General features: G+C 61.4%; 26 protein-coding genes. 11 read left to right on the top strand and 15 right to left on the bottom strand.

Annotated elements, in window-relative coordinates; genetic code table 11:
• The first annotated feature begins 24 nt into the window (after positions 1 to 24).
• The 4 genes from ccrA to C0Z18_RS25230 all read left to right on the top strand — a co-directional run bounded on the left by ccrA (position 25) and on the right by C0Z18_RS25230 (position 6,752).
• Positions 25 to 1,302: a crotonyl-CoA carboxylase/reductase gene (gene ccrA / locus C0Z18_RS25245; RefSeq protein WP_102648181.1), complete on the top strand. Its 1,278-nt coding sequence runs from the start codon at positions 25 to 27 to the stop codon at positions 1,300 to 1,302.
• A 38-nt stretch (positions 1,303 to 1,340) separates the two neighbouring features.
• On the top strand, positions 1,341 to 5,261 hold the full coding sequence (locus tag C0Z18_RS25240) for a type I polyketide synthase (RefSeq protein WP_102648180.1): 3,921 nt from the start codon (positions 1,341 to 1,343) through the stop codon (positions 5,259 to 5,261).
• Positions 5,262 to 5,329: 68 nt separating this feature from the next.
• Positions 5,330 to 5,674: an acyl carrier protein gene (locus tag C0Z18_RS25235; RefSeq protein ID WP_102648179.1), complete on the top strand. Its 345-nt coding sequence runs from the start codon at positions 5,330 to 5,332 to the stop codon at positions 5,672 to 5,674.
• Between the two features lie 55 nt (positions 5,675 to 5,729).
• Positions 5,730 to 6,752, top strand: a complete 1,023-nt coding sequence (locus C0Z18_RS25230) for a beta-ketoacyl-ACP synthase III (protein ID WP_102648178.1) — start codon at positions 5,730 to 5,732, stop codon at positions 6,750 to 6,752.
• A 30-nt stretch (positions 6,753 to 6,782) separates the two neighbouring features.
• On the opposite strand, the gene C0Z18_RS25225 is transcribed toward C0Z18_RS25230, so the two are convergent.
• Positions 6,783 to 7,541, bottom strand: a complete 759-nt coding sequence (locus C0Z18_RS25225; protein WP_102648177.1) for a response regulator transcription factor — start codon at positions 7,539 to 7,541, stop codon at positions 6,783 to 6,785.
• A 510-nt stretch (positions 7,542 to 8,051) separates the two neighbouring features.
• Positions 8,052 to 8,804 carry a zinc ribbon domain-containing protein gene (locus C0Z18_RS25220; RefSeq protein WP_146014093.1) on the bottom strand — a complete coding sequence of 251 codons (753 nt, stop codon included), beginning with the start codon at positions 8,802 to 8,804 and terminating at the stop codon, positions 8,052 to 8,054.
• A 298-nt stretch (positions 8,805 to 9,102) separates the two neighbouring features.
• Between C0Z18_RS25220 and C0Z18_RS25215 the strand changes: the two genes are divergently transcribed.
• The 4 genes from C0Z18_RS25215 to C0Z18_RS25200 all read left to right on the top strand — a co-directional run bounded on the left by C0Z18_RS25215 (position 9,103) and on the right by C0Z18_RS25200 (position 10,620).
• Positions 9,103 to 9,684 (top strand): RNA polymerase sigma factor, encoded by a 582-nt coding sequence (locus tag C0Z18_RS25215; RefSeq protein WP_199189543.1) that lies wholly within the window; start codon positions 9,103 to 9,105, stop codon positions 9,682 to 9,684.
• A gap of 12 nt (positions 9,685 to 9,696) precedes the next feature.
• Entirely contained in the window at positions 9,697 to 10,005 is a 309-nt protein-coding gene (locus C0Z18_RS25210; protein WP_102648174.1) for a hypothetical protein, read from the top strand.
• 2 nt (positions 10,006 to 10,007) lie between these two features.
• The gene (locus C0Z18_RS25205; protein WP_102648173.1) at positions 10,008 to 10,304 is read left to right on the top strand and encodes a 4Fe-4S dicluster domain-containing protein; all 297 of its coding nucleotides are present in this window, start codon (positions 10,008 to 10,010) and stop codon (positions 10,302 to 10,304) included.
• A gap of 124 nt (positions 10,305 to 10,428) precedes the next feature.
• Entirely contained in the window at positions 10,429 to 10,620 is a 192-nt protein-coding gene (locus C0Z18_RS25200) for a DUF805 domain-containing protein (RefSeq protein WP_233217486.1), read from the top strand.
• 90 nt (positions 10,621 to 10,710) lie between these two features.
• On the opposite strand, the gene C0Z18_RS25195 is transcribed toward C0Z18_RS25200, so the two are convergent.
• Positions 10,711 to 11,325 carry a plasmid fertility inhibition factor family protein gene (locus C0Z18_RS25195; RefSeq protein WP_102648171.1) on the bottom strand — a complete coding sequence of 205 codons (615 nt, stop codon included), beginning with the start codon at positions 11,323 to 11,325 and terminating at the stop codon, positions 10,711 to 10,713.
• Between the two features lie 416 nt (positions 11,326 to 11,741).
• Between C0Z18_RS25195 and C0Z18_RS25190 the strand changes: the two genes are divergently transcribed.
• Entirely contained in the window at positions 11,742 to 12,650 is a 909-nt protein-coding gene (locus C0Z18_RS25190) for a helix-turn-helix domain-containing protein (RefSeq protein WP_158244287.1), read from the top strand.
• Here C0Z18_RS25190 and C0Z18_RS25185 read toward each other — a convergent pair.
• The 3 genes from C0Z18_RS25185 to C0Z18_RS25175 are packed head-to-tail and all read right to left on the bottom strand — an operon-like array spanning position 12,579 to position 15,914.
• Entirely contained in the window at positions 12,579 to 13,631 is a 1,053-nt protein-coding gene (locus C0Z18_RS25185; RefSeq protein ID WP_102648169.1) for a glycosyltransferase family 9 protein, read from the bottom strand. The two genes, C0Z18_RS25190 and C0Z18_RS25185, sit on opposite strands and share 72 nt — an antisense overlap.
• 4 nt (positions 13,632 to 13,635) lie before the next feature.
• Positions 13,636 to 15,423, bottom strand: coding sequence for an ATP-binding response regulator (locus C0Z18_RS25180; protein WP_102648168.1), 1,788 nt, complete (start codon positions 15,421 to 15,423; stop codon positions 13,636 to 13,638).
• On the bottom strand, positions 15,420 to 15,914 hold the full coding sequence (locus tag C0Z18_RS25175; protein ID WP_158244286.1) for a molybdopterin-dependent oxidoreductase: 495 nt from the start codon (positions 15,912 to 15,914) through the stop codon (positions 15,420 to 15,422). Before C0Z18_RS25175 ends, C0Z18_RS25180 begins: the two co-directional genes overlap by 4 nt.
• Before the next feature lie 190 nt (positions 15,915 to 16,104).
• Between C0Z18_RS25175 and C0Z18_RS25170 the strand changes: the two genes are divergently transcribed.
• Positions 16,105 to 16,368, top strand: a complete 264-nt coding sequence (locus tag C0Z18_RS25170) for a PAAR domain-containing protein (protein WP_102648166.1) — start codon at positions 16,105 to 16,107, stop codon at positions 16,366 to 16,368.
• Positions 16,369 to 16,400: 32 nt separating this feature from the next.
• Here C0Z18_RS25170 and C0Z18_RS25165 read toward each other — a convergent pair whose 3' ends face one another.
• From C0Z18_RS25165 to C0Z18_RS25125, 9 genes are all read right to left on the bottom strand, one after another.
• On the bottom strand, positions 16,401 to 17,072 hold the full coding sequence (locus C0Z18_RS25165; RefSeq protein WP_102648165.1) for an HAD family hydrolase: 672 nt from the start codon (positions 17,070 to 17,072) through the stop codon (positions 16,401 to 16,403).
• A gap of 26 nt (positions 17,073 to 17,098) precedes the next feature.
• Entirely contained in the window at positions 17,099 to 17,695 is a 597-nt protein-coding gene (gene nudK / locus C0Z18_RS25160) for a GDP-mannose pyrophosphatase NudK (RefSeq protein ID WP_102648164.1), read from the bottom strand.
• 120 nt (positions 17,696 to 17,815) lie between these two features.
• Positions 17,816 to 18,874 carry a Gfo/Idh/MocA family protein gene (locus C0Z18_RS25155; RefSeq protein ID WP_102648163.1) on the bottom strand — a complete coding sequence of 353 codons (1,059 nt, stop codon included), beginning with the start codon at positions 18,872 to 18,874 and terminating at the stop codon, positions 17,816 to 17,818.
• Between the two features lie 131 nt (positions 18,875 to 19,005).
• Positions 19,006 to 19,722 (bottom strand): phosphorylase, encoded by a 717-nt coding sequence (locus C0Z18_RS25150; protein ID WP_102648162.1) that lies wholly within the window; start codon positions 19,720 to 19,722, stop codon positions 19,006 to 19,008.
• Positions 19,722 to 21,716, bottom strand: coding sequence for a squalene--hopene cyclase (gene shc / locus C0Z18_RS25145; RefSeq protein WP_102648203.1), 1,995 nt, complete (start codon positions 21,714 to 21,716; stop codon positions 19,722 to 19,724). Before shc ends, C0Z18_RS25150 begins: the two co-directional genes overlap by 1 nt.
• Before the next feature lie 111 nt (positions 21,717 to 21,827).
• Positions 21,828 to 22,676: a presqualene diphosphate synthase HpnD gene (gene hpnD, locus C0Z18_RS25140; RefSeq protein WP_102648202.1), complete on the bottom strand. Its 849-nt coding sequence runs from the start codon at positions 22,674 to 22,676 to the stop codon at positions 21,828 to 21,830.
• Positions 22,677 to 22,910: 234 nt separating this feature from the next.
• A complete protein-coding gene (locus tag C0Z18_RS25135) occupies positions 22,911 to 23,852 on the bottom strand; it encodes a sensor domain-containing diguanylate cyclase (RefSeq protein WP_102648161.1) in 942 nt (313 codons plus the stop codon).
• Positions 23,849 to 24,472: a chemotaxis protein CheC gene (locus C0Z18_RS25130; protein ID WP_102648160.1), complete on the bottom strand. Its 624-nt coding sequence runs from the start codon at positions 24,470 to 24,472 to the stop codon at positions 23,849 to 23,851. Before C0Z18_RS25130 ends, C0Z18_RS25135 begins: the two co-directional genes overlap by 4 nt.
• The gene (locus C0Z18_RS25125) at positions 24,465 to 24,833 is read right to left on the bottom strand and encodes a response regulator (protein ID WP_102648159.1); all 369 of its coding nucleotides are present in this window, start codon (positions 24,831 to 24,833) and stop codon (positions 24,465 to 24,467) included. Before C0Z18_RS25125 ends, C0Z18_RS25130 begins: the two co-directional genes overlap by 8 nt.
• 80 nt (positions 24,834 to 24,913) lie before the next feature.
• On the opposite strand from C0Z18_RS25125, the gene C0Z18_RS25120 reads away from it, so the two are divergent.
• The gene (locus C0Z18_RS25120) at positions 24,914 to 25,258 is read left to right on the top strand and encodes a hypothetical protein (protein WP_102648158.1); all 345 of its coding nucleotides are present in this window, start codon (positions 24,914 to 24,916) and stop codon (positions 25,256 to 25,258) included.
• Positions 25,259 to 25,264 lie beyond the last annotated feature (6 nt).

The raw sequence follows: 25,264 nt of genomic DNA, 5'->3' as shown, positions 1-25,264 counted from the left end.
ACCTATACCGAGGTGAGAACAGACATGGACATTGAATCGTTGGACATCGTCGTTGATTCGCGAATCGACCGCCCCGAACTGTTTGAGATCGGCCGCCCGATCCCGCTGGGGCAGGTTCCCCGCAAGATGTACGCGTGGACCATCCGTCGCGAGAACCACGGCGAGCCGCACCGCGCATTCACCAAGGAAATCGTGGATGTTCCCGTCGTCGGTGCTAACGAAGTGCTGGTTTTGGTGATGGCCGCCGGCGTGAATTACAACGGCGTATGGGCAGCACTCGGCCAGCCCTTCTCCGTCCTAGATCTGCATGACGACCCCTATCACATCACCGGATCGGACGCGGCGGGGATCGTCTGGGCCGTCGGAGCCAACGTGCGGACATGGAGGGTGGGTGACGAAGTCGTCGCGCATTGCTCGCAGGTGGACGGCGAAGACGAGGAATGCAACGGCGGCGATCCCATGCTTTCGCCCTCGCAACGCATCTGGGGGTATGAGACCTCCCACGGCTCGTTCGCGCAGTTCACGAAAGTGCAAAGTACGCAATTGATGCCTCGCCCAAAGCATTTGAGCTGGTCTGCCAGCGCCTGTTACACGCTGACGCTCGCAACCGCGTACCGCATGCTGTTCGGTCACAAGCCTCATGTCCTCATGCCGGGACAGTCGGTCCTCGTGTGGGGCGCCGCGGGTGGGCTAGGAACAATGGCCATCCAGTTGGCCGCCCTCGCGGGAGCCCGCCCCGTAGCCGTGATCTCGGACGATTCCAAAGCGGACTTCGTTAAAAGTCTCGGCGCAGTGGGGGTAATCAATCGCTCGCACTTTTCTTGCTGGGGCACGCCTCCGTCGGTCGATGCTGGCCCGCAGTATCTGGCCTATATCGACAGCGTAAAGAAATTCGGCAAGGCCATTTGGGACGCACTCGGCGAAAAGCGCGACGTGGACATGGTGTTCGAGCATCCCGGCCGCGACACGTTTGCGGCGTCCTGCTATGTCGTCAAACGCGGTGGCATGGTCGTTTTTTGCGCGGCGACGAGTGGCTACGACCTCGCCTGCGACGCGCGATATATCTGGATGCGCCAGAAGCGGATTCAGGGCAGTCATTTCGCCACGCTCAAAGAAGCCGCGCAAGCCAACCGGCTGGTGATGAGTGGGCGCATCTCCCCGTGTCTTTCCGAAGTATTTCCATGGAACCGGTTGCCGGACGCGCACGCGAAGATACGAACCAATCAGCACTTACCGGGCAACATGGCAGTGCTCGTCCAGGCGAGCACCAGTGACGACCTCCGCGCAGCTGTCCGCGTGTGACGCCCCAAAAACTCAGGTTCTCGGCGGTCACGAACACTATGGACAAGTCAAACGAAAACACCGGCAAAACAGCCATTATCGGCATGTCTTTGCGGTTTCCCGGCGGCAGCTCATCGGCATCCACCTATTGGGCGTTTCTGAATTCCGGGTCTTCGGCCATTCGCGAAACGCCGGCCGAGCGGTTCGATATCGACGCCTGGTATTGCGCGGACCCGTATGCACCGGGAACCACTTACTCCCGACAGGCGGGCTACGTCGCCGATCCGTTTTTCTTCGATCACAAATTCTTCCGCATCTCCGCCGCCGAGGCGATCGAAATGGACCCGCAGCAACGCTGGATGCTGCAACTGACGTGGGAAGCGCTCGAAAATGCCGGGCTCGTGCCCAGCCAAATGCGCGGCAAGCGAGTCGGCATATTCATGACTACCGGCGAGGCGGACTACGGGCGCAGGACGTTCTGGTCCGGCGATCCTTCCGCCATCACGACATACTCCAAACTCGGCAACCTTCGCGCGATGGCGGCAGGGCGCGTTGCACACGTCATGGGCTTCAACGGCCCAGCTATATTCATCGACACCACATGTTCCTCGTCGCTCGTCGCCATTCATCTCGCCGCACAAAGTTTGCGAACGGGAGATTGCGACGTGGCAATCGCCGGTGGCGTCAACCTGATCTTGGGACCCGAAGAGACGATCGGCGTTGCGCGGCTACAGGCGATGTCTCCCACCGAAAGCTGTCGTCCTTTCGACGCTGAGGCCAACGGCTATATGCGGGGCGAAGGCGGTGGCGTCCTCGTCATCAAGCGTCTGGACGACGCGCTCCATGATGGAGATCGAATCGATGCGGTACTGGCCGGCTCGGCGATTAACAGCGACGGCGCGAGCAACGGCCTGACCGCACCCAACGGTGCCGCACAGGAAGCCGTTATCCGCGCCGCCATGACACGCGCCGGCGTGGAGCCCGAAGACGTCGCGTACATCGAGGCGCACGGCACGGGAACCTCGCTAGGCGATCCCATCGAACTGGCTGCGCTTCGCAACGTCTACACCCGTTCGGTTGCAAGGCAACGGCCGATCCTCGTGGGTTCGGTCAAATCGCAAGTGGGTCACCTGGAAGGGGCGGCGGGAATGGCCGGGATCATCAAGGCGATCCTCGTTCTGCGTCATCGCTATGTGCCCGCCCAGGTGAACTTCGCGACGCCGAATCCGCGATTCCGATGGGATGGCGCACAGCTCGAAATCCCCCGGCATGGCAGCACCCTTGCCGGCGATGAACCGATGGTCGGCGTCAGCGGTTTCGGAATTACCGGAACCAATGCCCACTTGATTCTCTCGTCGCACGGCAGCGCGACCGCGGCGCCCGCGAGTGTCGCAACGCAACGCGTGCTCACTGTGTCCGGCCGTTCTCCGGAAGCGCGAGCGCGCCTCGTTTCCGCCTACCGGGACATGCTGACGAAAGCGGACGCTTCGTTGCGCGACGTCTGCTACACGGCAAGCACCCGACGGGAACACTTCGACTTTCGGGTGGCATTCGTCGGCGCGACCAAAGAAGACTTTCTCGCGGCAATGGACGATTTCCTCCATGCCAATCCTTCCGGCAAGTGGCACGCAGGCGACCTCACCAAACGGCAGCGTCTCGCGTTCCTGTTTCCAGGACAAGGCGCCTGGGAGCCCGGTATCGGCGCGGAACTGTACAACGGCAACGGCATATTCCGCCGGTTCGCGGACGCGTGCCTTCAAGAACTCGACCGCGACACCGCGGACGACGTGCTCTCCGCGATTGTCAAGCGCGATCCCGCGTCGGTTCGCCATCATCCAGGCCAACTGGCACATTTCGTCGTCTGCTTTTCGCTGGCTCGCACGTGGATGGAGCTCGGCCAACAGCCCGAGCTTCTCATCGGGCATTCGCTCGGCGAACATGTGGCGGCAGTTATCGGTGGTGTCATGACGCTCCCGGATGGTCTGAAAGCTGTCGAGGCGCGTGGCCGGCTGTTCGATACCCAAACGCCACGGGGCGCGATGCTCGCGGTCGCCGCCAGTGTCGAGGAGATATCCCGGCACTTCGACTTGGGCACGGATTTGTTCATCGCGGGCATCAACGGCCCCGAGCAGACAGTGGTAAGTGGCACGCCGCAAGCGGTAGCCAACGTCCAGGACGCCATGGTGGCGTGGGGCAAGCGAGTGTCTTTGCTGAAGACCTACGACACGCCTGGGCATTCACCTTTGCTCCGATCGATGCGTGAAGCGTTCCGGCTCGTGCTGGAACCGCTTACGTTCGCGCCGCCCGCCATACCGATCATTTCCACGCTGACCGGTACGCTCGCGACCGAACGTATAACGAAGCCAGACCATTGGTTGGATCTCGTCGAAGAACCGGTACGATTCCACGAAGCATTGCACGCCGCGCTGGACGGCAAGACAGCTTTCATCGAAGTCGGGCCCGGGGCCGCGCTTTCCAAACTGGCGCGTGCAGCCGAGGGCGGTGACTGGCAGTGCGCCGTCTCCTCGCTAACAGACGGACCGGACGGCGACGAGGAGGCCGAAACGACCGGCTTCGCGCATGCCTGTGCTCATCTTTACAGCGCAGGACAGGCGATCGCGTGGAACAAGATGTATGGGAACGCGCCGCAGCCCGTGGAGCTGCCGACTTACCCCTTCGACGAAGAGCGATTGGAATTGCCGTTCCCCGACCGCAAGCAGGCAGGTATGCCCGTGCGCTCCATAAGCGGGCTTTCGCGAAGCATCGCGGCGAGCGCCGACGTCATCGAACGTACGCCGGTGCCGGCGAACACCGCGCCGGATGCGGCCTCGTCCGCGAGCGAGAATGAACAACTCATTCTGGCCAGCATCCGCGCGCTCGCCCAGTCCGTTTCATCGGGCGCGGCGAACCTCGAGGACAATCTGCCTCTGGCTGCTCAAGGTATGGACTCACTCGCACTGACGGAGCTGCGCGTACGCCTGCATCAAACGTTCGGAACGATGCCGCCGGTATCCGTGCTGGCACGAGGCGCGTCGTTGATCACGCTCGCGCGCTACTTCACTTCGTCGCCACCGAGTCCGGCAAGCGGAACAACGGCAGTCGATCCAGCTCGTGCAACGGAAGCATCCAACGACACGCGCCCATCGGACATGCTGCGCGATGATGTCGACGAGCGTACCCTCGTCGTATCGCTGCGCGAAGGCAGTGGACCGGTCATTGCGCTCGTTCATCCTGTCGGCGGCGACGTGCTCTGCTATCAGCAGCTTGCTTCGGTATGGCCGGGCGATCCGTCCATCGTTGCGGTTCGACATCCTTATTCGGACCACGATCGCGAAGTCGAGTATCTATCGATCGAGCAATTGGCCTCGCTTTATCGCTCCGCCGTTCTCAAAACCACTGGCCGTATTCCGGACCTGTTAGGCGGGTGGTCGTTCGGCGGTCTGGTGGCACACGAAATGGCGGCGCAATGGGAGGCCGAGGGGTTCGACTCGCCGCCGCTGCTGATCGTCGACAGCCCACTCCACGATGGCGAGTTTGCGAGGCGTCTGAGAGAGATCGTCAGCGCACTCGATTGCGACGAGGGACCCCGGCTTGTCGAGAGGTTGCTTGCGAACGAGCACTTCGATGCGATGCTCGACAGTGACTTTTCCCTCGCCGACATTCGTCGTCGCGCTCACCCCACGGTCTTTGCGCACATCGCTCGCCGTCATGCGTCGAGCGCGGCAGCGCTATCGCAGCATCGCCCGCGACTGATCAGCGCGCGGATGCAGTATGCCGTCGCGACGCGAGGGAAGGCAGGCGCCTGTGGCGAACAACTCCTCGCCCGTCTTCGTCTGCTCACCAACGGCACGATCACCGTGAAAGCATTCGACGACGATCACGACTCCATCGTTCGTCTTCCCTCAGCACAACATCTCGCAAGCTTCCTCGACGATGCAACCGCGACCGGACAACACCGCCTCGGCGGAGCCGAAGCATAGAGAGCGCATTGGTTCACGACCAACCTGGTATTCCCCCGCCCCTAACCTGTTTTTTCGGAGCAAACGCCATGAGCGACCAACTTCAATCCTCCGCCGTGGACGGCGCCAAGATCACCACGGCGAAGATTCTCGCGTGGGTCGAGGAGTGGACCGAGGCTAACCATCTGAAAGTGCCGTCCGACTTCGACCAGACGTTCGCCGAGGCGGGCTTCGACTCGATGCACTCGGTCGAGTTGGCGTTCTTCCTCGAGGAGCGGCTCAAAATCAAGATCGACGATACGGTCCTGTTCGATTACCCCACGTTCGCATCGCTGGCCGAACATCTTCTCTCACTGGCCCAGCCCGCGGAGGCCGGCCAAGGGGACTACGCCGTAGCGTCCAGCAGCCCGGCCTCCGGCACCGGCAACTGGTAGTAAAACGCGCTCCACCGCTTGACCGCAACCACGATACGCACGGGAGTACGAAACAATGACGGAAACAACCGATACCGTCGATTCAACGACGGCTCGATATGCCGTGACGAACTGGGCCTCCCGTGTAGTCGGTTGCGGGTCGGCGCTTCCAGAGCGCCGGCTGACGAACCATGAACTGGCCACGATGGTCGACACCTCGGACGAGTGGATACTGCAACGTACGGGCATCAAGGAACGACGGATCGCCGCGCAGGGAGAGAACACCTCGGATCTCGCGATAGGGGCGGCGAAGGCCGCCCTAAAACAGGCCGGCATCCATGGCCCTGACGTCGACCTCGTCGTGCTGGCCACGTGCACGCCTGACCGGACCATGCCCGCGACCGCGGTTCGCGTACAAGCGGCGCTCGGCATGACGGGCGGCTTTGCATTCGACGTGCAGGCGGTCTGTTCAGGATTCGTTTTCGCATTGTCGATCGCCGACAACATGATTCGCCTCGGTCAGGTGCGCACGGCGTTGGTGATCGGCGCGGAAACGATGTCGCGCATCATCGACTGGAATGATCGCAATAGCTGTGTGCTTTTCGGCGACGGCGGCGGCGCTGTAGTGTTACGCGCCGAGCGCCGGGCCGGCGACCAACCGAGAGGCATTCTGTCCACCCATCTTTATTCCGACGGACGGCATCAGGACAAGATTCATACCGACGGCGGAACGTCATCGACCCAAACGGCCGGAAAGATGCAGCTCGAAGGGCGCGAGGTATTTCTGCATGCCGTCGTCAATCTCGCGCAAGCATCGCAGGAAGCCCTGGTGGCCAATGGCATGACCAAGGACGACCTGCACTGGGTGGTGCCTCATCAGGCGAATCAACGCATCGTGCAGACACTGGGCGAAAAGCTACAACTGCCGATGGCAAAGATCGTCTTGACTCTCGATCATCACGGCAACACCTCGGCCGCGTCGATTCCTCTCGCGCTTGCCGAGGCCGTTGCGGACGGACGCATCAAGGAGAACGATCTGGTCCTGACGCCCACGATGGGATCGGGTTTCACCTGGGGATCCGCATTAATACGGTGGTAGCGGCGATGACAGCATGCCGCTCCCCGTTCGCTACGTTTCGATCGCATCGGCTGGGGGTAAAGCGGGAGCCCGCAGTTGGCCAGCTTCGATATCCGCGTTGGGCGCGTTTGCTTCGTCCAGCCGGTAGCCGTGTGTATAAACGGAAGCGAACGTTACGCCGTTCTCGGGCGTAAGCCGCAATTTCTTGCGCAGCCGATAAATGTGGGTATCGACTGTGCGCGAATCGGCATCCAACTGTCTTCCCCACACGGCGACCGATAGCATTTGCCTCGAGACCACCTTGCCAACGTTACTGAACAACAGCGCGATCACCTCGAATTCCTTCATCGTCAATTCGACCTCCTGACCACGCAAGGAAATTCTTCTGCGCCGTGTATCGAGGAGGTACATGCCGACCTCGATGAAGCCTGCCCGCGTGTCGCCCTGCGCATGCGTCCGGCTGCGAATCCGTATTCTCGTTGCGAGCTGAAGGCCGCTAAACGGCTTCAAGATGTATTCGTCGACCACCTCGGCCGCCTGTAGCAACGCGTCAATCTCCGAACGGAGGTTGACCAGCGCGATGGCAGGAATATGGCGTTTTTGCTCGGAGCGAATCGATTCGATCGTCATTTCCGATACAAACGACTTCGACAACCAATCAAGAACAATGAAATCCACGGGTATCACACTTGCCGCTTCCAGAGCGACTCTTGGGCTCTGCGCATGTGACGCTTGAAAATTGCTCTCGATCAAAAACCTCTCGAGCGCCCCTGCATTCTTGACGCTCTCATCAAGGATCAATATATTCATGATAACGCCCCTATTTTTTATAGAGCCATCGATTTCATTACTTCAATTTAGATCAATCAAAATAACAAGACGAAATCAACCATATATTGCGAGAGCAAAACCGGTTCGCGCGGCCCGCACCCTCTGGAAAAACAGAGAATGATCGTCGCGACGAATGAACTGGACCCCAAGTAGGACCGAAACTAACCGTGAGGCACCGCCGTCCCAGGCATGGCCCCGTAAACGCGTTCGTTCCGCTGTGCAGACGGATCTCGATTACATCAAGATGCTACCGATGTTTCGTCGAATATATACTTATATTCATACAAAAAGCCAACAAATTTTTAGATCTTATGGAATATTTTTATCCCGCGTCAGCCACTCCCACGAATGCGACAAGGCGATGACAAATGCTCAATATGTGAGATTCCACTAAACGGAATACTCCATCGCTACTACGCCTCATTCGGATATCTTAATCCATAAAACAAACGGTGATATCGCAACCCAAATCTACCGTTATAGTCTGCCTCACCCAAACCACCGCCCCACTCGCACATCCGAATGCAAGTAAGTCGTATCCCGAGTGGGCCTATGCCAGATCTTGGCATGCGAATGCGCGTGGGCTCTCCCCCGGGAGAGGTGCCGGCGCTGCCCGGCGCCTGCCCTGCCCGTCTGCGCTCGCTGAGTACCGGCGTTCGCAACGGGCGGCGTCACCGCACCGGATGCCGATGTGCCGGCGCCTTGCCCCGTCGCATCCGCCGCTCTGGCCGCGTCGTTCGCAGACCCATTGAGATTCGATTCCTCCGAGCCATTGAGCGCCGTCGAACCGTCGGCTGAATTCCACGCGCTCTTGTCCAATCCGGCGGGATTCGAAGCATCGTCGTACCGGTGCAATACAGTCAGGCTGCCGGCCAGCACGACACCAGCAGCGAGAGCCAACCCGACGCCGCTTTTCAGGCCCCACTGCCGCCAAGCCGCGAAGCGAGCACCACCCGCCCCACCATACGGCTCGCTCTCCGGCATCGCGGCAGGCAGATCCGGCGGTGCACCGGATGGCGCATCGAGATCTCCTTCGAAATCGGTAGATGCAAACGAGCGCGCGGGCGGCTCGAAGCGCGTCATAGGAGCGGACTGACCGCCTTCCGCTTGCATCGCAACCGAAGCGTGAGCAGCCAGCGGCGCGCCGCAGTGCGGGCAAAACGCGGCGGGCTCCGGAATTCGGCCACCACAATGAATACACGCGATCGCAAGATCCGAGGTTCGAGCGGTTTGGTCGCTCATGCCGGTGCTCCTAACGCGGCGACCAAGCGGGCGTTGCGCGCCGCTTCAATTGCCCGCTCACAAGCGTGAAGCCGGCCACCCCCTCAACTCGATAAAAGAACTCGATCATGACATCAGCCAATCGCATCGAACGAGTGACCCACTATGGTCGAGCGCCCCTTAAGCGTCAAGGGTGCGAAGGCACATACAATCCAGCCAAATCGGCCACATGTTCGGCCATTACCGCCGCCACCGCCACGGGGCCGGTAATTTTTCGCGCACGCCACAATATCCGCGCGCCTGAAACGTCTTCAGGTGCATGCAATCGCCAACCACTTCGCGCACGATGACCGAACCAGACCGCGACATCACCGCGATAGTGATGCGCGAACGAACGAGGCTAGTGAATTTCATCCGGCGGCGGATACGCGATCCGGACGACGCCGAAGACATTCTCCAAGATGTGTTCGGCGAGTTCGTGCAGGCGTACCGGCTTCCCGCACCGATTGAACAGGCAAGCGCGTGGCTGTTTCGGACCGCGCGCAACCGGATCATCGATCGTTTTCGCAAGAAGAAGGAGCAGCCGCTGACCGAGGTGTTCGCGAGCGAGGACGATGCCGACGGCGAGTATCGCTTGGACCTCGCGCTGCCGGCGCACGATGCGGGTCCCGAAGCGCTCTACGCTCGCACGCTGTTGCTCAAGGCCTTGCAGGATGCACTCGACGAGTTGCCGCCCGAACAACGTGACGTATTCATCGCGCACGAACTTGAAGGTCTGCCCTTCAAGGCGATGGCCACGCAAAGCGGTGTCGCGCTCAATACCCTGCTCGCGCGCAAACGCTATGCGGTCCTGCATCTGCGCGCCCGGCTTCAACCCATTTATGACGAACTGGATCTCTAAAGGAGTCTACGAATGAATCTTCGAATCAAATGCGCGGGCAAAGCGCTGCTCGTCGTAGTCGCGATAGCCGCGCTCGGATGGGTGGTCATGATGCTATGGAATTGGGTGATTCCGGCGCTCTTCGCAGGCGCCCGTGCGATCGATTTCGCCCATGCGCTGGGCCTGCTCGCATTGAGCCGCATTCTATTCGGCGGATTCCGCGGACATCGCGGCTGGCATGGCCGACGCCACTGGCGCAAGTGGGAATCGATGACGCCCGAAGAACGCGAGCGTTTCCGAGCGGCATGGCACTCGGGCAGCAATCCGCGCACAGGAGAGTGATCATGCGCGATCAATCAACGCGCGACTGCAAACAAATGCCGGGCGTCATTAAGCCTATCGTCGATCTAAAACGCTGCGAAGGCAAAGGCGACTGCGTCACCGTTTGCCCTGAAAACGTGTTCGAAATCCGGCGCATCGATAACGCTGATTACCTTAGCCTCGATCTGCTGCATCGCTTGAAGCAGCGCGTGCATGGAATGAAAGTCTCCTATACGCCCAACGCGCAGGCCTGCCGGTCTTGCGGTCTATGCGTGACGGCGTGTCCCGAGCGCGCCATTACGCTCGCCCGAATGACATAGGAGTACACCGAGAGCGCACGCCAATCCATATACATTGCCTTTATGAATTGATTCGCAGATAATTTGCGGCGTCGAGGGAAAACCACAACGCAAATTCACTAACGGAGAAGAAAAAATGGGCGCAATGAATATTTGGGCGTGGCTCATCGGCATCGTATTCACTCTTGCGATGCTTTACCCCTATGTGCGAATCATCCGTCGTACCGGTCACTCGGGATGGTGGTTCCTCACCATGCTCGTACCGGTCGTCAACCTGATCATGATTTGGGTTTTCGCCTTCGCGAAATGGCCCGCTGTCGATCGCGTCAAGCAATAAGCGGGCGCAAAAAAACAGCTACGGCGCGCGATGCGCGCCGTCTTCCCGGCCTACGTTTCATACCGTAAGTGCCGGCATGAACATCCAACCCTATCTCCACCCGCTCCGATATTGCCGATCATCCACGCCGGCCTCGAACTCGAATAAGTTCTTAAAAGACAACGGCGCGGGCCCGCATCCGACGGACTCATACAAACGCGTGGCCGAGTCATAGCCCTGTACCTCGACTGGAAACGACTGCGCCCGATTCGCAATCAACCAAAACACGCTCGTGATTCCGCTCACCACACCCACGCGCAAAGCACCCCGCTCCACCCACACGATCGCTTCCGCCAACGGTACCGGCTTACGGCTGCTATGAACGAAGCGGCTATTGGCGACCGGGTATAAGCGCGCCTTCCGCATCTCCGCGCGCACGACGCAGTCCTCTTCACGCGGCGTCCAATGCGTCGGCGTCGTGGCGAGCCAAGCCCGGTAAAACAACTCGGTGTCCACGTGAACGACATGCTTGTCTCGGTTGCCGTTGCCCGAGATCGCCGTCATGAAACTGTCCGGCAATCCCGGCGCACGGATGCGCCAAACAGCCCGGTGGTCGGTATGCCCCACCATCTCGCATCCCTGAACGCGTACGCGGTCGCGGGCTTCTCTATCGAGCCGCTTCAACTCGAACGCACGTGTCAATGCTCTGCCAATCCACGTCAGCATGTCGGCCGCTCAACGAGTTCCGATCGACGGAGCAAAAAAGCGCCGACGACGCACCAACGTCGTCGGCACAGGAAACCCGGCTGGCCCCAAGCGGGCAGCACCGGGCCGAGGGATGGCAATGAAAACAAAGTACTCGACATCAATTCGACGGCAGACAACGCCAGCGCGTCACGCCGCTACGGCAATCACACAGCGAGCGAAAATCCCCGCCGCCCGTGTCTCGCATGCTTCATATCCACCACCTCGCGCCGTTATTGACACGATTAACGCGCTTTTATGTGCCCTCGGAATTGCGCTTCACGTCACTTTACTATGGAAAACGCGCGTGTCAAGTCATGATCTCAGGAAATTCACGCCAACATTGCGCGGCACGCCAGTTTTCGATAAAGTCCGCTCCCAAGGAGGAGCCGACTGTGATGGCCCGAGAAAGTGAAGGGACGGAGGCGCTCGCGGTAGCGCTGCGGGTTCGCCAACTCATGGATAAGCACGGCGTGCCCAAGCGGTCACAGGCGAGCGTGCTGAGCCGTATCCTCGATCTCAGCTTCTCCGCCGCCAGCAGAAAGATGAAAGGCCAACTGCCGTGGGATTTGAAGCAGTTGGGTGCCGTCGCCGGTTATTTCGGCGAGGCCGCGAGCGTATTGCTCACGCCCGAAGACGAAAGCGCCGGTTCTTTGGCCGTGGAAGGCATGCTCATGGTGAGTCCCCGCGCATTGCCTTGCATCATCCACATGGGGGACGAAGCCGCCGGCCCATCGCCCCTGGACCTCGTCGCACTCGAAATCGGCGGAGCGTGGCGCGCCTATCCGGCGGAAATCGCTCCGCCCGGAAAGGCGCGCAGCGTCTTCTCGCTCGAGGTCCGCCCCCTAACGGCTCAGGCCGACAAACCGACGATCGCCGTCGTCGATGACGATACCGATACGAACGAAGCAGACAACGTCTGCGAGTATCTAAACGGTCACGGCCTTCAAGCCGAGGCGTTCTACGATCTAGCGACTTTCCGAGAGCAGCTCAAGAACACGGCCTACGACGCGTTCGTTCTCGATTGGCTCGTCAACAACGAAACGGTGGAAGAACTCATCGGCGAAATTCGCCGGTCCGACAACGGTTCGGCGCCGATCTTTTTGCTTACCGGACAGTTGAGAACAGGCAAGGCTCACGTCGATGAAATCGCGCTAGTGATCCAGCGATTCGGCTGTAAATGGATCGAAAAACCCATTCGAATGCCGATCCTTCTTTCCGAAATCACGCACGAGCTAAGCCGCACGGGCCCGCAAGGCACCGATCCAATCCACCCCTTCCAATCCCGCGTACGCACGCTCGACTAACGCCAAGTCCTCAGGGCGCGCGCTTGCATGAATGCCCGTCAACGCCGGAATGGGCAGATCGATCGCGGCACATTTGGCGTAGTCGCGCGCGCGCAGTCCGGAAGGGATCGTCGTGAAGAACGCGGCGGTGGGCACGTCGAAGCCCGCGCCGACATGCACTGCGCTCGTATCCGAAGTCACCAGCAGCGTTGCGCCGCGCACCCACGCCAGATATGACGCCGTGCTACCGGAGCTGCTTGAAACGTTCGTATAGCGCTCATGCTCGATCGGGAAAAATCCGACGATCGGCAGGCGAAATTCGGCCCATAGCCGGCTGACGATTTCGGGAAGATATTGCGAAGGAATGCTTCTTACGGGCGTGCTGGCCGCCGGTGCGAGCAGAACGTAGGGGCGCGCTTTCCATTCCGGCATAAGCTTGGGCAACGCTACCCGCTTGAGCCATCCATTGCTCTTTTCTTGCGATGGGATCTGCGCGGGATCGAGGCCGAGAGCCCACAAGAAGAAATCGATCATGGGCATGGTCGAAAATTTCGGCCAAAAAAGATGATTGCCGATATCGACTTTCGGTTCGTCGGCAGGCAACGTATCGAGCGACACCGGTAGGTCCTGTATCGTGCCGAACAGCGGCGCCGCGAGATGGTAAAGCGCCTTGACGAACAGCGGCGTTCGGCTGGGACGATAGATCGCGAACGATAAGTCCGGATACCGTTGCTTGATCGCCGCCAACGCGGTGAGGCCGACGATCGAGTCGCCGAGCGTCACGCCCATCCCGTTGATGATATGCGCACGGCTGGCGCCTTCGTAGCAGATGCTGCCGGCGCAGGCGTTGGCGTTATGTATTCCCTGTAACGTCGACAGTGCGCAATATTCGCCGATCGCCGCATCCGCCACTTCGAGGTCATACGATGCGGTAATCCGCCCTTGCGCCGACAGCAACGATCCCGTATGCGTTAAACAAGCGACATCGTCCAGTGTGGTCATCACGTTACGTCCCGAAACAGACCTCGACCAAGGCATCGCGCAATACCGTTTTGCGAACCGGCTTATGAAGATGCTTGGTAAATAACGGCGGATCGCCGATCACCAACTGCTCACCGAAATACGCGCTGACCGCAATGATCGGCACGTCGCGGTTGGGCCCGTCTCCCGATCGTACCTTGCCCGCCACTTGCACGCCATCCTCGCCCGGCATTTGCACGTCGAGCAAAACCGCATCGTATCGGGACTCGCGCAGCGCCTCGAGTGCCTCCTGCGCATTAGCGGCGATATCGACGTCGGCACCCAGTGACGACACGATGTCCGCCAACGAATCGCGCGCGGAGTCTTCGTCGTCCACCACGAGTACGCGTTTGCCGAGAATCGACGAGGCATCGCGAAGCGCGGCTTCACTATTGCCATTACCGGACGAAGCGATCGCAATCGGTATCGTCACATAGACTCTCGTTCCCTCGCCGATCCCCGTTTCCATACGCAGCGAACCCTGGAGCAGGCCGACGAGTCCTTTCACGATTGCAAGACCGATTCCGGCACCTTCGATCCGCTTCATGCCCGGTTCGTCCAGTCGCGTGAAAGGTCGAAACACGCGCTCGACGGAGTCGGCCGGCATACCCGACCCGGTGTCTTCCACCACGATATCGAGCGTCGGCGCATTGTTCGACATACTGACGCAAGCGCGCACCGTAATGCCGCCTTCATTCGTATACCGGATCGCATTCGATATCAGGTTCGTCATAATTTGCCGTATTCGGTCAGGGTCGGACAGGTACCATCCGCCTAAATCCGAGAGCTCCGAACGAACCGTTAGATGCTTTCTCCTGGCTGCCTCGCGCGCCTCCTCGATCATCGTGTCGATAAGCACACTCGGCTGAAACTCTTGCTCCCGAAGTTGCAGCACGCCGGCGTCGAGCCGGGCGAAATCCGTCAAATCCTTCATCTGCGCTTCGAGGCGCGCGGCCGCTACCGCGAGACGACGCACCAGCGCCGCGTCTCGCTCCGGAAACGATCGCTCGAGCAGTGTATCGGTCACGCTGATGATGCTTTGCAATGGCGTGCGAAGCTCGTGACCGATCATGCCCAAGAATGCATTTTTCGATTGGATGGCCGCCCGCTCCGCCTCCATGGCCGCCGCCTGTTGTATCCGCAAGCGGCGGCGATGACGCAGCAATCTGATCGCGAGCACGCCCGTGCCGGCCAACAATGCCATCAACAACAGGCCGCTCAGAAAGAACAGATGCCGCTTTCCGATCAGATCGTCGTAGACCTCGTCTCTGCGTGCGATTTCGACGGAACTCACACTCTCCATGATCTCGTCGAATGGGTCGGAAAACTTATCCAAACCCACGGAAACATCGATCGCGCGACTGCGATCGGCCCGCACGCCGGGTAGTTCGCGCTTGGCGGATTCGATTACCGAACCGATAGCGGCGATCGCCCGCTGGGAAGTTTCATTACCCTGAAAGATCGCCGTGGAATCCGATGGCGTCGCGAGAATCGAGTATCGGGACTCGAGCACATCGAATCGCCGCTGCACTTCGGAAAAATCCACGCGGCCGTCGGCGTACAAAAGCAGCGCGATCTTCGCCTTGTAGGTCGCAACCTGAAGTTGCGCTACCGGCCAGTAATAGTTCTCCTGAGGACCGGCAAGCGCGCTCAAACTCGCCGGCGACAGCAACAGCACATAGGCGTAGTACACCCAAACGACAAACGCGAGGAGCAGCAGGCCGACCGTCGTCGATAGGGACTTCTTCGCACCGAACCGGCGAAGCAGTCTCATTTGACGACGATCTTATAGATTTGCCACACGAAGCGGGCTTCGATCGAAGCCCGATTGAGTGCGTCCGGCTCGGCATCTCGCGGATAAACCAGCATCAACGGGCCGAACTTATTCGGCGCCAAAGGGACGCCATTGCGTTCGAATGCCAGAATCACGCCGTACTTTTGCACGTCCGAAACCGGAACGTCGTGCTCGTAATCGTCGAGCGCGTACACACGGAGGACTTCCCCGTGGGCGCCGACTTTCTGTAAAACGCTTTGTAAGGAAGGGCCGCGCCACACGCTAACCGGCGTCCAATTCGTAGAGGTCTTGATCGTGCTCGTGCCGAGCGCGAGCAAATCGGCTTTAGAGAATCGGTACGTGTGCGAAGCTTGATCGGTCACATGCTCGATGTTGCCGCCGACGGTCAGCATCGCGTCGTCGCCCGACGCAAAAGCCGGCCTAAATGCCAACGCGATGAACAACAGTATCCAACCAACGACGACTCGCATCCTTGCCTCCATTCGTGACTGCCCCTCGCGTAAAAGTTCGGCCGACTGCCGATGGACCGGGCGCGCTGCATAATACCCCACGAATCCAGCGCTTATCCGCGCGCGGGTTGTCTCGCGAGCGCGACACAACCCGCCCGCTCGGCCTTCGTATAATGGCGGGCATTACAAATCGACGAACGAGGGAAGCCAAATGAAAAACGTGATCCGTGTCGGCGATCCGACGAGCCACGGCGGCAAAGTGGTGACCGGCGCTTCGAATTTCGAAGTCGACGGCGTTCCCGTCGCCTGCGTCGGCGACACGTGCACCTGCCCCCAAAACGGACATGAGAACTGCATGATCGTCGAAGGCGATCCGCAATTCGTCGTCGACGGGCGCGCCGTGGCATTCGACGGCCACAAGACGAGTTGCGGCGCGGTGCTGCAATCGACGGTGCAAGGATTCGGCGCAAGCTGATGCGCGCTTGCGCCCTGACGGCAATGGCCCGGCTATGAGACCGTTTGCACGGCTTCGTCGAGCATGCGCCACAACGAGGGCGCCGTGAAATCGTCGATCACGTCGCCGGCACCCGCATCGAGCAGCGTCTGGGCGGGCAGCGCCGTGCGCATGCCGAAGGTGTAGATTTTTGCGGCGCTCGCCGCGCGAATACCGGAAAGCGAATCTTCGAACGCGACAGCGTGCCGAGCATCGCCGCCGAGCCGCTCGAGGCCGGTCAGATACGGCAAAGGATCGGGCTTGCCGCGCGCCAATTCGTCGGCGATGACGAGCGTGTCGATACGATCCGCCAGCCCTAGCCCGTTGAGCAGCAACTGCGCATTGGCCCGCGGTGCGTTCGTCACAACGGCGATACCCACGCCTCGCGAGCAGGCCCAATCGAATAATTCCAATGCCCCCGCCGTGGGCTCCAAGCGGCTCACCGACGCACGAAACAGCGCCTCTTTGCGATCGGCCAGTTGCCGATGCCGGCTCTGCGGCACGTCCGGAAAGAATTCGCGCATGATGACGTCGTTCGTCGCGCCCATGATGCGCGACTGATACGTCTCGAGCGTCAAGCTGCGCCCAAGCTCACCGAGCAAGACTTGAAACGCATGGAAATGAAGCTCGTCCGTATTCACGAGCGTGCCGTCCAAATCGAACAGCAGCGAGAAATTGCGCGACATGTGATATCCCTTGGCGATGCAAGCGTCTAATCGATCAACCGATGCAGCTTGGCATATTGCAACAGCATGATCGTTTTGCCATCCATGATTTCGCCGCGATCCACGCGCGCAAGCGCATCGTCGAGCGTCATCTCGAGCACCTCTATCTCCTCGCCGTCCGATTCCACGCCGCCGCCTTCGCTCACTTTATCCTTGCCGAAGTATTCGCCGACGAAAAAGTACAGGCGCTCGGTGACCGAACCGGGGCTCATGAATGCCTCGAAAACCTTGCGCACGTTTTTCACGCGGTAGCCGGTCTCTTCTTCGGTCTCTTTGCGGATGCACGTTTCCGCATCGTCGCGATCGAGCAGTCCCGCGCACGTTTCGATCAGCATGCCGTCATGCTCGTTCACGAACGCGGGAAGACGGAATTGGCGCGTCAAGACGACCGTTTTCTTTTCGGTGTTGTAAAGCAGGATCGTCGCGCCGTTGCCGCGATCGTAGACCTCTCGCGTCAATGTCTGCCATGTGCCGTCTCTGCGCAAAAAATCGAAAGTGTGTTTGCGCAGGATGTACCAGTTGTCGGACAGCAGTTCGGTCGACGTGATTCGCACGCGACCGCCTTCACGCTCGCTCGTGGCCAAAGCCTCACTCCTTGTTTAATGAAACATGCCATACCCCGGGCAAAACCGTGGTGATGGTATCAGGGAAGCTAAGCGCCCAGGATCGAGGGCCACCGCCTGCGAAGCAGGCGGCTGAGACGCTCAGTGAGGGAAGCGCCCGAGCCCTGTGCCGGCCGGCGGCGATATATGCCACCCCTCGCGCGTCGCGGCGGCGCTATCGTGCTCGCGCTCCGTCGCCCGATCGGCATCGCAAATGGCCTCGACGATTCGGTAGGTCGGCAGCAGGCTGTAAAAGTCCGCCTCGAAACGCGTGCGCGTCCGGCAGGCCTCGAAGAATCGATGCAGTTCGCTATCGTAACCGCCGCGATCGGGGCCGAAATCGAACGGCGTTTGCGCGTCGATTTCCGCATATGAGCCGGGTTCGGCCCCCCGCAGCGTGATGTCCCCGCGATCGTCGAGTTCGGCCGTGGCCGAGTTCGAGCCGATGAGCTTGATGTGAAATTCGAAGTGAGGAAGCGTCGTTCCCAGCAGCAAGGTTGCCGTGGCCCCGGACGCGAACCTGCACTCGGCTTCGACGGTCAACGCTTCGCCATAGCGGCGCACGTGCGACTGGACATCGATGAGCTCGCCGCGGCCGAACGTTACCGCCAAGTCGATCGATTGAAGCGCATGTCCAAGCAAAACGGAACGCAATGCCGTGTCGTGCCCCGGCAATGCGGTGCGCGGCTGATGCGCATAGTGCGTCAGTTGAATGCTCGACGTATTGCCGAACGTTTCGCTCGCGGTCAGTTCGCGCAGTTGCCGGATGGGCCGCGAAAACCTCAGGTTCATTCCCACACCGGTTCTTACGCCGCACTGGCGAGCCATGTCCACGAGCAAACGCAATTCGTCCAGCGTCGAGCAAGGCGGTCTTTCGACGAAGACGCTGATACCGCGCTGCATCGCACTGATCGCCAGCTCCCAATGCAGATGCGGCGGGCAAGCCATGACGATGGCATCCAGGCTCATCGTATCGACCATCGCCGCCACGCTGTCGGTCGTCCGAATGCCGGGAACGGAGCGATGAATCGCGCCGGCGCGCGCCGCCTCGCTATCGCAGGCGCCGACAATCTCGATACCCGGGGTTTGCAGCAGCGCGGGGAGCAGGTTCTGCTGCATCTGCGCGCCGATGCCCGCTAGGCCAACCTTGAGCACGCCCATCGTAGTCTCCGGAATGATTCGCGCGATCGAACCCGGCTAGTGGTCCATCGAAAGAGCCTATCGGAATACCAATGGGTTGGAATCTACTAGAACTGGTAGTGTTTTCGCCGCCGAAACGAAGGATTGGGAGCTTAGCGCGGGGACGCTGCGGTGCCCGCGCTGAGCGCGCCCGCTCGTTGCAGCGCCGCGCGAGCGGCAACCAGCGATACGCGGGCGGCGCGCGCATCGAAGGCGAGGCGGATCATAGCGGGCAACTGCCCGGGCGCGCGCGCGAGTTCGCGCAGAATCGGCGCGAGCGCCGTCGTGCCATCGTCGCGCAAGCCCGCGGTCGCCGCCGAGGGCAAGGTTCGCCATGCAGGATCGACGATGGCGCGGCATACGGCGAAAGGCACCCCATACGCGCCGGCCTGCTCGGCGGCGATGTGCGACTCCATATCGACGGCGAGCGCCCCGGTCGCGCCATGCAGCGCCTCCTTCTGCTGTTGCGAGACGACGGGCGCCGAGACCGCGGCCATCGAGCCGCGTTCGACGCGCGCCGCCGGCATCGATGCGCGCAGCGCGCCGGCGATTTGCTCGCTCCAAAGCGCATCGGTCGATCGATGGCCCATCGGCCCGTCGATCGCACTCGCCACGACGAGTGCGCCGGGCATCAAGCCGGGCGCAAGCCCGCCCGCGGTGCCGAAGCTCATCACGCCCGATGCGCCGCGGGCCAGCGCCTGGACCAACGACCGTTCGAGCACATCGGCGCGCGCGGCGTAGACGACTTCGACGCCGGGCCCACGCGCAATACGCGCCTCGAACGCCATCCCCGTGACGATGATGAGCGGCCTTGCCGCGCCAACCGTCATTACATGCCGACCGTCACGCGCACGCGAGCGTCGCGCTTCAGATTGCGGTATCGCGCCAGTGCCCACAGCGGGAAGAACTTACGATAGCCGTGATAGCGCAGGTAGAACACGCGCGGAAAGCCCGTGGCGGTAAAGCGCGTTTCGTCCCACAAGCCATGCTCGCGCTGCGTGCCGACGAGATACGCCACGCCGCGCGCCACAGCCGGATGGTCCACGGCGCCCGCGGCCATCAGACCGAGCACCGCCCACGCCGTTTGCGACGCGGTGCTCGTCGCCTTCTCGTAGCCGCGATAGTCGAGCTTGTAGCTCGCGCCGTCTTCGCCCCAGCCGCCGTCTTCGTTTTGAATCGAGATCAGCCACTGCGCGGCGCGCTTGATGCGCGTGTCGTCGTGCGCGATACCGGCCGCGTTCAGCGCGCACAGCGCCGTCCACGTCCCGTAGATGTAGTTCATGCCCCAGCGGCCATACCAACTGCCGTCGTCTTCCTGCTCGGCAAGCAGGTAGTCGTATGCACGCCGCGCCGGTTCGCTATTGCCGGGCATCTCGCCCAGTTGCGCGAGCATCGACAAGCATCGCCCCGAAACGTCGGCCGTCGGTGGGTCGAGCAATGCGCCGTGATCCGAGAAAGGAATGTTGTTCAAGTAGTACTGCGTGTTTTCCGGCTCGAACGCACCCCATCCGCCGTCGCTGCTTTGCATGCCGACAATCCATTCGCGTGCGCGAGCAATCGCCTCACGATCGACGTTCGAGCTCGTCAGCGCCGCCGCGCGATCCATCGCCAATGCCACGACCGCCGTGTCGTCGACATCGGGGTAATGCGGGTTCGCATACTGGAACGCCCAGCCGCCCGGGCGCACGTTGGGACGGCGCGAGATCCAGTCGCCTCGCACGTCGAGCACCTGCAACGGCCGCAGCCATTGCAGGCCGCGCAGCACCGCGTCTTGTGCCTTCGGTGCTTCGGTTTCGAGCAGCGCGTGGGCGACGAGCGAGGTATCCCAAACGGGCGACAAGCACGGCTGGCAATACGCTTCGTCTTCGGAGATCGCGAGCAGTTTTTCGATCGATGCGCGCGCAATAGCGCGGTTCGGATAGTCGGGACCGTAGCCGAGCGTGTCGTACATCATCACCGCGTTCGCCATCGCGGGGAAAATCGCCCCGAGCCCGTCTTCGCCGTTCAGCCGCTCATCGACGAACGCGACGGCGGCCCGGATCGCGCGCTCCCGCGTTTTCCTCGGGAATAGCCCGTCGGTCGCACGCAATACCGTATCGACGACGCGGAAAAATCCGAACCAGCCCCGGCTCTGATGCCCCGCGCGCGGCAGCAAGCCCGTGCGCGCCGGATCGCCGAGAAAGAGTTCGTTTATACGCACGCCGCGCGGATTTTTCGCCACGGGCCGCCGCGCATTGAGCACGAGCAACGGCACGATGACCGTCCGCGCCCAGTACGACACCTTCGACAAATGGAACGGAAACCATTGCGGCAGCAGCGTGATCTCGACGGGCATCATCGGCACGGCGCTCCAAGGCACGATACCGAACAGTGCCAGCAAGATCCGCGTGAAGACGTTGACGGCCTCCGCGCCGCCGGCACCGAGAATGGCCGAGCGCGCCCTTTGCATATGCTCGGCATCTTCGCGCTCGCCCGCCATCTTCAACGCGAAATACGCTTTCACGCTCGCGCTGACGTCCATCGCGCCATCCGTGAAAAGCGGCCAACCGCCGTCGCTCATTTGGATACGGCGCAGGTAGCGCACGATCTTGCGTTCGAGCTCGAGATTGGGCGTCTCGCCCAGGTAGTGGACGAGCAGGATGTACTCGGCGGGAATCGTGGCGTCCGCTTCGAGTTCGTACACCCAATGTCCGTCGGGCCGCTGATCGGCGAGGATGGCGTCGGTCGCGCGCTCGATCGCGGCCTCGAGCGCAACCCGTGTTTGGGTCGCATCGGCGTTGTTCGAGGCCGCCACGATGGCGGAAGGGGCGGTAACGTCGTTCATCGGCATCTCAATGGTGTTCGAGACGAAGCGCGCGGCTTCGTCGTTCGTCTTATCGGTCTAAGCTCGTCGGCCCGCGGTCGCATCGACCCGCGAGCGGGCGCGGTGCGCGGCTCAAAAAAACGCGTAACGGGCGACGATTCCCAACAGCCGCAGACGCGGCTTCGCAACCGGCGAGCGAGGCACATCGAAGCCACGCTCGAGCGTGCGTTCGAGCAGGCAACGATAGACGCCCGACATGATCCGCGGCGCACGCACGGCTTTGCGCGGTGCGCCGTCCATGATCGCGTCGGCTTTGGCGAAATGCTCGAGCGCGCGTTGCGCGAGCGTCGCACACACGCGCGGCAGCGAAGGATCGTCGGCGATCTCGAGCGGATTGGTCGCGGCAATCCCTTCTCGCGCCAACAATTCGCGCGGCAAGTAGCAGCGGTTGATCGCGGCGTCTTCGTCGATGTCGCGCAAGATATTCGTCAGTTGCAACGCGCGCCCGAGGTGGTGGGACAGCGCATGCCCCGCGTCCTCGCTCATCCCGAACACTCTCACCGATAAGCGGCCCGCGGCGCTGGCCACGCGGTCGCAATACAGATCGAGCGTCGCTTCGTCGGGTGCGCAAATATCGGCCGCGGCATCCATCGCCATGCCGTCGATCATCGCGTGGAAGTCTTCGCGGCGCAGCCCGAACGCGCGGATCTGGCGCGCGAGCGGAATCAGCGCTCGGCGCGGCTCGCCGTCGTAGCAGGCGTCGATGTCGGCGCGCCAGCGCTCGAGCCCGGCGCTGCGCTCGGCGCGCGGCGCATCGCTGTCGGCGATGTCGTCGACAGCGCGGCAAAATGCGTAGATCTGAAACATCGCCTCGCGCTGCGCAGCCGGCAAAATGCGCATGGCGAGATAGAACGAGCTGCTCGACGTAACGGCTGCGGCGTCGGGTGCTGCTTCGTCCGCGACGAGATTGGATACGGCCAAGGCGAACTCCGCTGTGGCGCCCTCGCGGGGCGCATGAGAATCGATGCTATTTGCGGCGTGCCGCGCGGGCACTCTTCGGACGCGCTTCGCTCAATGAGCGGCGCGGCGCACCAGCAAGGAAGCCGGAAACGGGCAAAAGTATACCAACGTTTCATTCGGTGCCGCCGCCGAACGGTCCGGCGCCGGCTTCGCCGCCGGCAAAGCGGTGCCGCCGCCGAACCCGGCGAGCGCGGCTCAGCCTAGCGTAACCGACCGATTGCGGCCCTGGCGCTTCGCGCTGTAAAGCGCCGCATCCGCCTCGTTGATGAGCGCTTCGTAGCTCGGCAAGCCGGGACGCGCCGCCGCGCCGCCTACGCTTGCCGTCACCGGCACGCGCACGCCTTCGGCCTCGACCGGCGTGTCGCCGATCGTCATCCGAATCTTTTCCGCGACGAGCATTGCATCGGCCAGCGGCGTGCAGGGCAACAGCAGCGCGAATTCCTCGCCGCCGAAGCGCCCGAACGTGTCTTGCACGCGCACGGCCTGCGCCACGCGCTGGGCCATGACGCGCAGCACGGTATCGCCCACGGCGTGCCCGAAGCGATCGTTGATGTCCTTGAAGTGATCGAGATCGAACAGCAGCACCGAGAGCTCGCCGCCGTAACGCTGCCAGCGCAAGAATTCGTCGCGCAGCCGGTCCTCGAAAAACCGCCGGTTGGCGATGCCCGTCAGACCGTCCAGATTCGCGTACTCCTGCAGCTTCTCGACGGCCTCCTCCCGCTCGCGCTGCATGACGCTCACGTGAGTCACATCCGAGATCGTCACGCACACGGCGACCACTTCGCGGCCGCGCGTGAGCGGCATGAAGGTGCAATCTTGCTGCATGAAGTCGACGCCGCCGGTGATCGGGCGGTCATGGTCGAACTTGAAGAGGTAGGGGCGCTGCTCCCACGAACTGAACGCGAAGCTGCCGAGTTGAAAGACACTTTCGACCTTGCGCGTGAGCCACACGCGCGGCAATTCAGGGAAGCTCGCGAAAATCGATTTACCGACGACGGTTTCCGCGGGCTGTCCGCTGTGGTCCTGCATGAACCGGTTCCACATCAGCACGTTCATGTCGCGGTCGAGCACGAAGATTCCGAACCCGACGCGTTCGATGACTAAATCGCTGAGAGATTGCTCGATCGCATCGTTCATAGGCTCGACAACAACCCGTCAAGGGCTTCGTTCATCCGCCGAATGGAGTCTTCGGCCATCAGCATGACGAGGTGCGCGCGAAACGTTTGATCCTCGAGCGCGAAATTCACCTCGAGCAGCAACGCGACCTTCCATGCAAGCACATCGGCTTGGAAAACATCGTCGAGCGAAATGCGTTCGCCGAGCATCCCCGGCGGCGAAAAAATCGGCGTGCGGTCGAGTTGATTGAGAATGCACGACACGCACGCGCCCATCAGCACGTTGGCGACGTCGAACATCAACTCGGTCTGGCTTACCGCTTCGTAAGCCGAATGGACGTAAGGGTCGTTCACGAGCGCGCACAGATGGCCCACCCCGCTGCTACGGCAAATGACGAGCGCCTCGCCTTTGATGTCGGAACGAAAGCCTTGCCGCACCGCGGTCACGCTTTCGTCGATGCCCGTCATCTCGCGCAGCGTCTGCGCCGCGTCCTCGGCACCCACCACGCGCACGCGCGGCACCGACAGTTCGATGAAGGTATCTAGCAGCCGAGCCAAGCGCGTGGCGGCCTGCCCCATCGCCAAATTGGCGATTTCCTGCAGGGCGTCGCGCTGCTCTTCGGTGAACACGTTCTCACGCATACAACCCGTACTCCTTCAGGATGGGCAATATTGCCTCTGGGGTCACGGGCTTGGCGACGAAGGCCACGGCACCGAGCGCGCGCACGCGCTCCTGGGCCAGCGGCTGCACGTCGGCGGACACGACGATCACGAAGGTGTTCAAGTCCTCGTGCTTGAGGGCCTCGAGCACCTGGTAACCGGTCATATCCGGCATCGTCAGGTCGAGAAACATCACCGAGGCTTTCCCCTCGCGGTAAAGTGCGAGGGCCTCGCGGCCGTTCGATGCGTATGCGATGTCGACGTCCCAGTCGGCCGGCAAGGCTTTCGTCAGAACCTTACGAGCAAGCAGGGAATCATCGGCGATCACAATCGGCAAAGGCATGGCAAGAGCGTGACGAAAAACGAAAGCGGTCTATATCGCGTTAACGGCGGCTCGGAACGTTTTCTTTAACGGGAGCGGGCGTGTCGACGGGCGGTGGCGTGCGCGAGCGGCAAGTGCTCTACGCGGGCGCTCGTTACACCGAGCGCATCATGTCGCATAAAAATGAAGCGAAATTCTCGGAGCAAACCGGCGGAAAATCAACTCTCCAATTTCACAAACGCTCAGGCAAGCTCGTTCGTTTCTTCGGTATGAAGAAAAAAACATGGCGATTTCTGGCCAATATGCGCAGATTTTTCTTTTGTGTACGTTTGCGCTTCCGATTTCGTCGCTGTTTTAGGGCGAACGTTCGGACGCGTCGCGCAATGCCTCTTGGAACGAAAAGGCCGGCGACGAACCAACTCGCTTATGATGACTGCACGGCGTAACGCCGA

This window comes from Trinickia dabaoshanensis (assembly GCF_002879885.1).
GTDB lineage: Bacteria > Pseudomonadota > Gammaproteobacteria > Burkholderiales > Burkholderiaceae > Trinickia > Trinickia dabaoshanensis.
This window is presented reverse-complemented; position numbering and strand designations above follow the sequence as displayed.

Bases quoted from the DNA above. Each gene is read 5' to 3' on its own strand.
- ccrA (WP_102648181.1), top strand. From the start codon at position 25: ATGGACATTGAATCGTTGGACATCGTCGTTGATTCGCGAATCGACCGC.
- C0Z18_RS25240 (WP_102648180.1), top strand. From the start codon at position 1,341: ATGGACAAGTCAAACGAAAACACCGGCAAAACAGCCATTATCGGCATG.
- C0Z18_RS25235 (WP_102648179.1), top strand. From the start codon at position 5,330: ATGAGCGACCAACTTCAATCCTCCGCCGTGGACGGCGCCAAGATCACC.
- C0Z18_RS25230 (WP_102648178.1), top strand. From the start codon at position 5,730: ATGACGGAAACAACCGATACCGTCGATTCAACGACGGCTCGATATGCC.
- C0Z18_RS25225 (WP_102648177.1), bottom strand. From the start codon at position 7,541: ATGAATATATTGATCCTTGATGAGAGCGTCAAGAATGCAGGGGCGCTC.
- C0Z18_RS25220 (WP_146014093.1), bottom strand. From the start codon at position 8,804: ATGAGCGACCAAACCGCTCGAACCTCGGATCTTGCGATCGCGTGTATT.
- C0Z18_RS25215 (WP_199189543.1), top strand. From the start codon at position 9,103: ATGCAATCGCCAACCACTTCGCGCACGATGACCGAACCAGACCGCGAC.
- C0Z18_RS25210 (WP_102648174.1), top strand. From the start codon at position 9,697: ATGAATCTTCGAATCAAATGCGCGGGCAAAGCGCTGCTCGTCGTAGTC.
- C0Z18_RS25205 (WP_102648173.1), top strand. From the start codon at position 10,008: ATGCGCGATCAATCAACGCGCGACTGCAAACAAATGCCGGGCGTCATT.
- C0Z18_RS25200 (WP_233217486.1), top strand. From the start codon at position 10,429: ATGAATATTTGGGCGTGGCTCATCGGCATCGTATTCACTCTTGCGATG.
- C0Z18_RS25195 (WP_102648171.1), bottom strand. From the start codon at position 11,325: ATGCTGACGTGGATTGGCAGAGCATTGACACGTGCGTTCGAGTTGAAG.
- C0Z18_RS25190 (WP_158244287.1), top strand. From the start codon at position 11,742: ATGGCCCGAGAAAGTGAAGGGACGGAGGCGCTCGCGGTAGCGCTGCGG.
- C0Z18_RS25185 (WP_102648169.1), bottom strand. From the start codon at position 13,631: ATGACCACACTGGACGATGTCGCTTGTTTAACGCATACGGGATCGTTG.
- C0Z18_RS25180 (WP_102648168.1), bottom strand. From the start codon at position 15,423: ATGAGACTGCTTCGCCGGTTCGGTGCGAAGAAGTCCCTATCGACGACG.
- C0Z18_RS25175 (WP_158244286.1), bottom strand. From the start codon at position 15,914: ATGCGAGTCGTCGTTGGTTGGATACTGTTGTTCATCGCGTTGGCATTT.
- C0Z18_RS25170 (WP_102648166.1), top strand. From the start codon at position 16,105: ATGAAAAACGTGATCCGTGTCGGCGATCCGACGAGCCACGGCGGCAAA.
- C0Z18_RS25165 (WP_102648165.1), bottom strand. From the start codon at position 17,072: ATGTCGCGCAATTTCTCGCTGCTGTTCGATTTGGACGGCACGCTCGTG.
- C0Z18_RS25155 (WP_102648163.1), bottom strand. From the start codon at position 18,874: ATGGGCGTGCTCAAGGTTGGCCTAGCGGGCATCGGCGCGCAGATGCAG.
- C0Z18_RS25150 (WP_102648162.1), bottom strand. From the start codon at position 19,722: ATGACGGTTGGCGCGGCAAGGCCGCTCATCATCGTCACGGGGATGGCG.
- shc (WP_102648203.1), bottom strand. From the start codon at position 21,716: ATGAACGACGTTACCGCCCCTTCCGCCATCGTGGCGGCCTCGAACAAC.
- C0Z18_RS25135 (WP_102648161.1), bottom strand. From the start codon at position 23,852: ATGAACGATGCGATCGAGCAATCTCTCAGCGATTTAGTCATCGAACGC.
- C0Z18_RS25130 (WP_102648160.1), bottom strand. From the start codon at position 24,472: ATGCGTGAGAACGTGTTCACCGAAGAGCAGCGCGACGCCCTGCAGGAA.
- C0Z18_RS25125 (WP_102648159.1), bottom strand. From the start codon at position 24,833: ATGCCTTTGCCGATTGTGATCGCCGATGATTCCCTGCTTGCTCGTAAG.